The sequence below is a fragment of the Kitasatospora phosalacinea genome, assembly GCF_000716545.1.
GTDB lineage: Bacteria > Actinomycetota > Actinomycetes > Streptomycetales > Streptomycetaceae > Kitasatospora > Kitasatospora phosalacinea.
This window is the reverse complement of the sequence record NZ_JNWZ01000007.1, coordinates 123,817-131,345: the sequence shown is the minus strand read 5'-3', so window position 1 is coordinate 131,345 and position 7,529 is coordinate 123,817. Positions and strand designations below refer to the sequence as shown.

The window sequence follows — 7,529 nt, the reverse complement described above, 5'->3', positions numbered from 1 at the left end:
AGCAGCTCGATCCGCTCACGCGCGGTCAGCTTGCCCTTCGCGTGCTGCGCCTCGGTGGCCTTCTCGCTCGGCCCCCGGCGGACCTGCTCGCGCAGCTCGTGCAACTCGGCGACCCGACTACGGGCGTCACCGCCGGCGGTCACGGCAGCAACCTGGCGGTGAGGCGGCCGAGGTCGCGCCACAGGGCGCGCTCCTCGGGGGTGGGCGGGTCGTCGGGGGCGAGCCGTTCGGGGTGGCCCGTCGGCGGCTCCTCGAGGACCGGTTCGAGCAGCTCCTGGGCGTAGGGGTGGAGCGGGTAGGCCGCCCAGATCCAGCCGACGGCGATCAGGCCCGCCTTGAGGAAGGAGCCCACCGGGGCCAGCAGGCGCCCGCACGCGGCGCGTCGTTCCCGTCCGGTCGTCCGGCGCCGACCGGCGGGCGGGTGCTCAGGCACGCCGCCAGTCCATGACCACGTGGGCGTGCGGGCCGCCCAGGCTCCGCTGCAGGCGCAGCTCGCCGTCCCGGAGGACGACCTCGCGGACCTGCTCGGTGCCGACGACCCGGGCGTGCGAGCCGATGGAGACCTGGTGGACCACGGTGTCGCCGCGCACCTGCCAGCGTCCGGAGTAGCTCAGGAAGTCGTCGGCGCTGCCGAGGTAGGTCTCGGCCCCGGCGGCGGGGCGGGTGCGCATCAGGCTGGCCGCCATGTAGCCGTCCTGGTGGTAGATCAGCAGCCCGGCGGCGGCGTCGCCGAGCGGGCCCTCGCTGGTGCTGCCGTCCTCCTCCAGGTAGTAGTGGGCGATCAGCCGCCAGGCTCCGACCAGGTCCTGTTCACTCGCCATCAGCGATCCCCGCTCTCCGTCCCTGCGGTGGCACGTGCCGTCCGCCCGTGCCCAGCACCATGCCGCGACGGGCTAGAAGGCCGCTCAAGCCGCGCCGCGCGGGCGAGTGGCGTCGAGGCTGCCTCCAGGCGGGCTCCAGCCGGGCGTGGGACGGTTCTCGGCCGTCGGCGGCGCGGCCCGCGGCGCCGGCCGGTCCGAGCCACCGAGGAGAGTCCCGTGATCGTCGTCACCGCTCCCACCGGCGCCGTGGGGCGCCTGGTCCTGTCCGGTCTGCTGGCGGCCGAGCGGCCGGTGCGGGTGGTGGTGCGCGACCCGGGGCGGCTGCCCGCCGGGGTGCGCGGGCGGGTGGAGGTGGTGCGGGGCTCGCACGGCGACCCGGAGGTGGTGGACCGGGCGTTCGCCGGGGCCCGGTCGGTGTTCTGGCTGGTGCCGCCGGACGTCCGGGCGACCGACCCGCGGGCGGCGTTCTCCGGGTTCACCCGGCCGGCCTGCACGGCGCTGGTCCGGCACGGGGTGGAGCGGGTGGTGGGGGTCTCGGCGCTGGGCGCGCACTTCACCGGGCCGGCGGGGCTGGTGACGGCCTCGCTGGAGGTGGACCGGCTGATCGCCTCGACCGGGGTGGCGTACCGGGCGCTGGCGATGCCCGCGTTCATGGAGAACCTGCTCCAGCAGGCGGGGGCGATCCGGGCGCACGGCGAGTTCTGCTCGGTGATCGAGGCGGACCTGCGGCTGCCCACGGTGGCGGCGCGGGACGTGGCGCGGGCCGCGGTGCGGCTGTTGCTGGACGAGGAGTGGCGGGGATCGGGGAGCGTGCCGGTGCTGGGCCCGGAGGACCTGTCGTTCCGGGAGATCGCGGCGATCGCCACCGAGGTGCTGGGCCGTCCGGTGCGCTACCGGCAGGTGTCGGCGGAACGGTTCCGGGCGGTGCTGACCGGGGCGGGCCTGTCGGCGCAGATGGCGGCGGCCACCGTGGAGATGCTGGAGGCGAAGAACGCGGGCCTGGACGGCGCCGAGCCGCGCACCGCGCTGACCGCCTCGCCCACCACCTTCCGGTCCTGGTGCGCGCAGGTGCTGCGGCCCGCGGTCGAGGAGGTGCCCGGCGGGGCTGGTCGAGCGGTCGTTGAGGGTTCCTAGAGGTGGGGTTCCTAGCGTCGGTGGAGCCCGGGCGGCAGTCCGCCGGTCCCACCTCTCGGAGGCAGTCATGATCGTGCACACACTGGTCTACCGGTTCCCGGCACAGGCGGACGAGGAGGAGGTCCGGGCGTTCTTCGACGGGCTGCGCGACCTGGCGCTGGACTCCGGGCTGGTGTCCGGCTTCGGCTGGCGCCCGCACGTGCTGCTGCCGGTCGACGAGCACGCCAAGGGCATGACCGCCACCCACGTCGCGCAGTTCTCCTGCGCCGACGTGGCGACCCTGCAGGCGTTCTCCGAGCGCCCCGGGGTGCACGAGTTCATCGCGAAGTGGCGCGGCAGGCTCGACTACGAGGCCGCGTACGCCAACCACGAGGAGATGCTGCCGTCCGGCAGCGGAGGGAGCACGATGTACCACACCGAGCACACCGTCACCGTCGAGGCGAACGCGGACGTCGTCTACGAGGTCCTGGCCGACATCGGCGGCTACGCGAAGCTGTTCCCGCCGACCGAGGCCTCGGTCCTGCTGGAGGAGTCGGAGACCCACCAGATCGCCCGCCTGGTGGTCGACGTCAGCGGCCAGCGGCAGAGCTGGGTGACCCGGCGCGACCTGGACCGGGCCCGCCGCACCATCTCCTACCGGCAGTTGGACAACGCGCCGATGGTGGAGTTCATGGGCGGCGACTGGCGGGCCCTGCCGCTGGACGAGCACCGCACCCAGCTGGTCATCACGCACGACTTCGCGGCCCGGCCCACCGAGCAGGTGCCGAGCCAGGAGAAGGCCACCGAACTGCTGCGGGCCGCGGTGGAGCGCAACAGCCACGCCGACCTGGACGCGGTGCGCCAGGAGTCCGAGCGGCGTGCCAAGGAAGCCGGGTCGGCTGCGTGAGGCGGCGGCTGATCGACCTGAGCGTGCCGGTGCTGGACGGTCCGAGCGAGGCCACCCCGGTGGAGGTGAGCGTGCTCGACCACGCCTCCGCGCCGGCCGCGCTGGGGCTGCGCCCGGAGGACTTCCCGGAGGGTGAGGCGATCTCCAACGAGACGGTCACCCTGACCACCCACACCGGCACCCACATGGACGCGCCGCTGCACTACGGCCTGGTCAGCGGGGGCCGGCCGGCCGACGCGATCGACCAGGTCCCGCTGGAGTGGTGCTTCGCGCCGGGCGTCCGGATCGACGTGCGGCACGTGCCGCCGGGGGTCGGGATCACCGCCGCCGACCTGGAGGACGCCCTCGCCAAGGAGTCCTACGAGCTGCGGCCCGGCGACATCCCGCTGATCTGGACCGGCGCCGACCGGCTCTGGGGCACCGAGGCGTACCGGACCGACCACCCCGGGATGACCCGGGAGTCCACCGCCTGGCTGGTGGAGCGCGGCGCCCGGGTGATCGGCATCGACGCCTGGGGCTTCGACCGGCCGTTCGCCTCGATGCTGGGCGACTACCGGGCGAGCGGCGACAACGGCGTGCTGTGGCCGGCCCACCTGTACGGGCGGGAGCGGGCGTACTGCCAGCTGGAGAAGCTCGCCCGGCTGGACGAGCTGCCCGCCGCGCACGGCTTCACGGTGGCCTGCTTCCCCGTCCGGCTGGCCGGGCTGGGCGCGGCCTGGAGCCGGGTGGTGGCGATCGTCGAGGAGCCCGACGCGGCCTGACGGCCCCGGAGGACCCGCCGCGGCCCCGGGGGCCGCGGCGGGCGCACGAGCGAACCCCGCTCCGCGGGGCCCGACGGGCCCCGGGGAGCCGGGCGCGGGGCCGGTCAGCCGGCCTTGGCCCGGCCCTCCGGGGCCCACAGCTGTTCGGCCTCGCCGGCGGCCAGCCGGCCGCGGTAGACGTCGATCTTGTGGTCGATGAGCTTCAGGTTCTGCCGCAGCTCGTCGAGCCGGGCGGCGACCTCGGCGCGGTGGTCCTCCATGAGGGCCAGCCGCTCCTCCTCGTTGCCGTGCCCGGCGGCGACCAGCTGGGCGTAGCGGTGGACGGTCTTGATGGGCATGCCCGTGGCGCGCAGCTTGGTGCACATCAGGATCCAGTCGAGGTCCTGCTGGTGGTAGCGGCGCCGCCCGCCGGGGGTGCGGTCCACGACGGTGACCACCAGGCCGGCCCGCTCGTAGTAGCGCAGCGTGTGGACGCTGACGCCGGTACGGCGGGAGGCCTCGGCGATGGTCAGGCCCGCGGGGGGCACCGCCGGAGGGAGGGGCTCGGTCTGCTGCTTCGGCTTCTGCCGCGAGGGCTTGATTTCGAGCACGCTCTAAATTGTACCGTCGTATCCATGAACGCCTCAACGGGTTCTCTCCGCGGGTTCTGACGCGACGTCAGCGATCCCCCCGTCCCGGCCGTGACCCCCGGTCGGCAGGAACCCCTGCCGTCGGCGGTGGCCGCCGTTCCCGGCCGCCGCCCGTCCGTCCCGAACGATTGGACCCTTCCCCATGCCCGAACTCGACCAACGGCGACGCCGGTTGGTGCTGGCCATCTGCTGCGCCAGCATGATCGTCGTCGTGATGGACATCTCCATCGTCAACGTGGCCCTGCCGACCATCCGCCACGACCTGGGCGCCTCGGTGTCGAGCCTGCAGTGGACGGTCGACGCCTACACCCTGGTGCTGGCCAGCTTCCTGCTGCTGGCCGGCTCGACCGCCGACCGGATCGGCCGGCGCAAGGTCTTCCTGATCGGCCTGGCCGCCTTCGGCATCGGCTCGCTGCTGTGCGGCGTGGCCCCCGGCATCGGCTGGCTGATCGGCGCGCGGGCGCTGCAGGCGGTCGGCGGGACCATGCTCAACCCGGTGGCCATGGCGATCATCGCCACCACCTTCACCGACCCCGCCGAGCGGGCCCGGGCGATCGGCGTGTTCGGTTCGATGTCCGGCCTGTCCCTGGCCCTCGGACCGATCCTCGGCGGTGCGCTGGTGGACGGCCTGGGCTGGCGCTCGATCTTCTGGATCAACGTGCCGATCGTGATCGGCGCGATCGTGATGACCGCGCTGTTCGTACCGGAGTCCCGGGCCCCGCGGGCCCGCCGGGTCGACCCGGTCGGCCAGCTGCTGGTGATCCTGGTGCTGGCCAGCGTGGTGTACGCGATCATCCAGTCGACCAAGTCCGGCTGGGGCTCGCCGCTGATCGTCACGCTGCTGGTGGTCGCGGTGCTCGCGCTGATCGGCCTGCTGGTGTACGAGCCGCGCCGGACGGACCCGCTGCTGGAGCTGCGGCTGTTCCGCAGCGCCCCGTTCAGCTCGGCGATCCTGATGGCGTTCGGCGCGCTGTGCGCCTTCGGCGCCTTCCTGTTCGTCACCACGCTGTACCTGCAGGACCTGCGCGGGATGTCGGCGCTGAAGGCGGGCCTGTGCATGCTGCCGGTCGGCGTGCTGATCGTGGTGCTGTCGCCGCGCACCGGCAAGCTGGTGGGCCGGCGCGGCCCGCGGTTGCCGCTGGTGGTCTCGGGCAGCGCGCTGGCGCTGGCCGGCCTGCTGTCCCTGCTGATCGGGCCCGGGACGCCGATCCTGGCGCTGCTGGGCGTCTTCCTGCTGATCGGCGTCTTCCAGGGCACCATCAACCCGCCGATCACCAACAGCGCCGTCTCCGGCATGCCGCGCTCGATGGCCGGCGTGGCGACCTCGCTGGCCTCGGCGGGCCGGCAGACCGGCACCACGCTGGGCGTGGCGATCGCCGGCACGATCGTCGGCTCCACCGTCGCGACCGGCGGGACGGCCTACACCCACGCCGAACAGGGCGTGTGGTGGATGCTGTTCGGCATCGGGGCGGTGATCCTCACCCTGGGCTTCGTCAGCACCGGCGCCTGGGCGCGCGGCACGGCCGAGCGGGCCGCCGCGCTGTTCGAGGAACTGGACCAGGGCGCCGCCGTGAAGCCCGCAACCCCCGTGCGGAGCTGATCGCGGCACCCGGAACACCGCTGCCCCGGACTCGGTACCGAGTCCGGGGCAGCGGTGCGTGCGCGGGCGGTCAGTCCTGGGGGCGCTCCAGCGAGTCGGCGCCGCCGGGCTTGCCGATGGAGTGGGTGAGCACGTCGGCGCGGTAGCTCTCGATGATGGCCAGGTACTCCTTGGCCTCCTTGGGGGGCACCCCGCAGAAGCTCAGGGTGGCGGCGATCTCCAGCGCCACCACGTCGAAGTCGAAGTGGCTGGAGACCATGTCCGCGTGCGCGTCGACCATGTTCCGGCCGGGGTAGACCTTGGGGCCGCCGGTCTCCTCGATCGACCAGGCGGTGACCATCCACTTGAAGCCGGGCCGCGAGTTGACCTCGTGCATCTTGGCGACGTACGGGTTCAGGTTCGCCGAGGCGTTCTCGTAGAGCCGGTCGGTCAGCACGTCCATGATCGCGGCGATGCCCATGGCGCCGCCGAGCCGCTCGTACAGGGACGGGGTCTGGTCCTGCTCGGTCATTGCCGTTGCTCCTTCGGTGGGTGTGCGGGACGGGCTACGGGACGAGGACGGTGCGCCGGCCGGACGCGGCGAGGTCCCAGACCTCGGCGACCTCGGCCAGCGGGACGGGGTGGGCGGCGATCCGGAGCTCCCCCGCGCCGACCAGGTCGAGGACCCGGGCGAGGGAGCCGGACAGCACCTCGGGCGGCGGGGCGTTGCCGGTGCCGTTGCCGAGGATCTCCAGGCCGCTGCTGCGCAGCACCTCGGCGGGGAGCGTCAGGCTGGGGCCGGCCATCTGGCCGACCTGGACCAGCCGGGTGCGGGAGTGCCGCAGCACCATGTCGTTGACCACGAGGGTGTTGAGGTAGACCTCGGTGGGCCGGCCCCACAGGTAGTCCAGCACCACGTCGAAGCCGTCGGGGCCGGCCGCCCCGCGCAGCGCCCGGTCGAGGTCCCGGTCGGGGACGTCGAGCCGGACGGTCGCGTCGGCGCCGAGGCCGCGCAGTTCGGCCAGGCCCCGCGGGTCGCGGCCGGCCGCGACCACCCGGCCGGCCCCGAAGTGCTTGGCCAGCTGGACGGCGAGCCGGCCGGTGACGCCGGTGGCGCCGAGCACCAGGACGCTCTCGCCGGGACGCAGGGCGGCGCGCCAGGTCAGCGAGATCCAGGCCGACACGCCGGGGTTCTGCACGGCGGCGGCCGTGACGTCGTCCACCGCGTCGGGGATCGGGACGCACCAGTCGCGCCGGGTGGTGGCGCGGTCGGCCATCACGCCGTGCGCGGAGCGGAACAGCACCCGGCTGCCGTCCGGGAGCCGTCCGGCGGCCAGCGAGCCGAGGACGGCGGGCAGCTCGGTGGGCGCCGCGAAGTGGGTGCCGGCCGCGCGGGCCCGGTCGAGGTTGGTCAGCGGGCAGGCGGTGATCCGCACCGGCTCCTCGCCGGGGCCGGGCTGCGGGTCGGGCAGTTCCTGGTAGCGGGGCCGCTCGCCGAGGGCGTGCAGCACCGCGGCCCTCACGACGGCCCCCGTTCGCGCAGTGCGGTCGTCGGCATGGTGACTCCCTCCGGGCCGGGGTGTTCCGGTACCCGGGCATTGGTACGGGCCGGTGCTGCACCGTCGCTGTACCGGCGCTGGAGCCCCGCTGGAGGGGGTGGGGCTGGAGCGGGCGTTGAGCGGGCTTAGAGCGTGCCCGGCTAGCTTCCGGATCACGATC

General features: G+C 74.2%; 9 protein-coding genes and 1 pseudogene. 4 read left to right on the top strand and 6 right to left on the bottom strand.

Annotated features, from left to right (window positions below):
- The 3 genes and pseudogenes from OO48_RS41130 to OO48_RS05720 form a co-directional block, all read right to left on the bottom strand.
- Positions 1 to 182 (bottom strand): annotated as a pseudogene (locus OO48_RS41130) (methylmalonyl-CoA carboxyltransferase); the annotation flags it as partial.
- Complete coding sequence (locus tag OO48_RS05725) at positions 140 to 433, bottom strand: DUF6059 family protein (RefSeq protein ID WP_157845384.1); 294 nt, start codon at positions 431 to 433, stop codon at positions 140 to 142. The pseudogene OO48_RS41130 and the gene OO48_RS05725, both read right to left, overlap by 43 nt.
- The gene (locus OO48_RS05720) at positions 426 to 821 is read right to left on the bottom strand and encodes a lipocalin-like domain-containing protein (RefSeq protein WP_033213222.1); all 396 of its coding nucleotides are present in this window, start codon (positions 819 to 821) and stop codon (positions 426 to 428) included. The genes OO48_RS05725 and OO48_RS05720 overlap by 8 nt, the downstream gene beginning before the upstream one ends.
- A 216-nt stretch (positions 822 to 1,037) precedes the next feature.
- Between OO48_RS05720 and OO48_RS05715 the strand changes: the two genes are divergently transcribed.
- From OO48_RS05715 to OO48_RS05705, 3 genes are all read left to right on the top strand, one after another.
- Positions 1,038 to 1,955: an NAD(P)H-binding protein gene (locus OO48_RS05715; RefSeq protein WP_051731771.1), complete on the top strand. Its 918-nt coding sequence runs from the start codon at positions 1,038 to 1,040 to the stop codon at positions 1,953 to 1,955.
- A gap of 67 nt (positions 1,956 to 2,022) precedes the next feature.
- Positions 2,023 to 2,841 (top strand): SRPBCC family protein, encoded by an 819-nt coding sequence (locus tag OO48_RS05710; RefSeq protein WP_033213221.1) that lies wholly within the window; start codon positions 2,023 to 2,025, stop codon positions 2,839 to 2,841.
- Positions 2,838 to 3,602, top strand: a complete 765-nt coding sequence (locus tag OO48_RS05705) for a cyclase family protein (protein ID WP_033213220.1) — start codon at positions 2,838 to 2,840, stop codon at positions 3,600 to 3,602. Before OO48_RS05710 ends, OO48_RS05705 begins: the two co-directional genes overlap by 4 nt.
- 104 nt (positions 3,603 to 3,706) lie before the next feature.
- On the opposite strand, the gene OO48_RS05700 is transcribed toward OO48_RS05705, so the two are convergent.
- Entirely contained in the window at positions 3,707 to 4,192 is a 486-nt protein-coding gene (locus OO48_RS05700; protein ID WP_081951933.1) for a MerR family transcriptional regulator, read from the bottom strand.
- A gap of 181 nt (positions 4,193 to 4,373) precedes the next feature.
- Here OO48_RS05700 and OO48_RS05695 point away from each other — a divergent pair, with 181 nt between their 5' ends.
- Complete coding sequence (locus tag OO48_RS05695; RefSeq protein WP_033213219.1) at positions 4,374 to 5,831, top strand: DHA2 family efflux MFS transporter permease subunit; 1,458 nt, start codon at positions 4,374 to 4,376, stop codon at positions 5,829 to 5,831.
- 70 nt (positions 5,832 to 5,901) lie between these two features.
- Here OO48_RS05695 and OO48_RS05690 read toward each other — a convergent pair whose 3' ends face one another.
- A complete protein-coding gene (locus OO48_RS05690; RefSeq protein ID WP_051731770.1) occupies positions 5,902 to 6,342 on the bottom strand; it encodes a group I truncated hemoglobin in 441 nt (146 codons plus the stop codon).
- Between the two features lie 34 nt (positions 6,343 to 6,376).
- On the bottom strand, positions 6,377 to 7,333 hold the full coding sequence (locus OO48_RS05685; protein WP_033213218.1) for a quinone oxidoreductase family protein: 957 nt from the start codon (positions 7,331 to 7,333) through the stop codon (positions 6,377 to 6,379).
- Between the last annotated feature and the right edge of the window lie 196 nt (positions 7,334 to 7,529).

Excerpts from the sequence above, each read along its gene's own strand:
- OO48_RS05720 (WP_033213222.1), bottom strand. The coding sequence starts at position 821 with ATGGCGAGTGAACAGGACCTGGTCGGAGCCTGGCGGCTGATCGCCCAC.
- OO48_RS05710 (WP_033213221.1), top strand. The coding sequence starts at position 2,023 with ATGATCGTGCACACACTGGTCTACCGGTTCCCGGCACAGGCGGACGAG.
- OO48_RS05695 (WP_033213219.1), top strand. The coding sequence starts at position 4,374 with ATGCCCGAACTCGACCAACGGCGACGCCGGTTGGTGCTGGCCATCTGC.
- OO48_RS05690 (WP_051731770.1), bottom strand. The coding sequence starts at position 6,342 with ATGACCGAGCAGGACCAGACCCCGTCCCTGTACGAGCGGCTCGGCGGC.